Raw genomic sequence first — 390 nt, forward strand, 5'->3', positions numbered from 1 at the left:
GCACTGCCCCGGTACTGACGTGAGCGAGCCGTCGGCCGGATGTCAGTCGGCTGACGGAGGCTGACGGCACGCCGGCCGGGCCATCCTCGTGGAGACATCGAATCCGCCCGGTATCCGGGCGGGACCACGAGGAGCGGACCATGTCCTTCGTCACCACCGGCGACGGAGTCGAGATCTTCTACAAGGACTGGGGTGCGGGCCGGCCGGTCATGTTCCACCACGGCCGGCCGCTGAGCTCGGACGCCTGGGACGCCCAACTGCTGTTCCTCGTCCGGCGGGGCCACCGCGTCATCGCCCACGACCGCCGCGGGCACGGGCGCTCCGCCCAGGTCGGCCACGGGCACGACATGGACCACTACGCGGCGGACGCCGCCGCCGTGGTGGCCCACC

1 protein-coding gene is annotated in these 390 nt (G+C 72.6%); it reads left to right on the plus strand.

Annotated elements, in window-relative coordinates:
• Positions 1–140: 140 nt before the first annotated feature.
• A partial coding sequence (locus ADK41_RS08230) for an alpha/beta fold hydrolase (RefSeq protein WP_159043950.1) occupies positions 141–390 on the plus strand: 250 nt, incomplete at its 3' end.

Source organism: Streptomyces caelestis, from assembly GCF_001279005.1.
Lineage (GTDB): Bacteria > Actinomycetota > Actinomycetes > Streptomycetales > Streptomycetaceae > Streptomyces > Streptomyces heliomycini.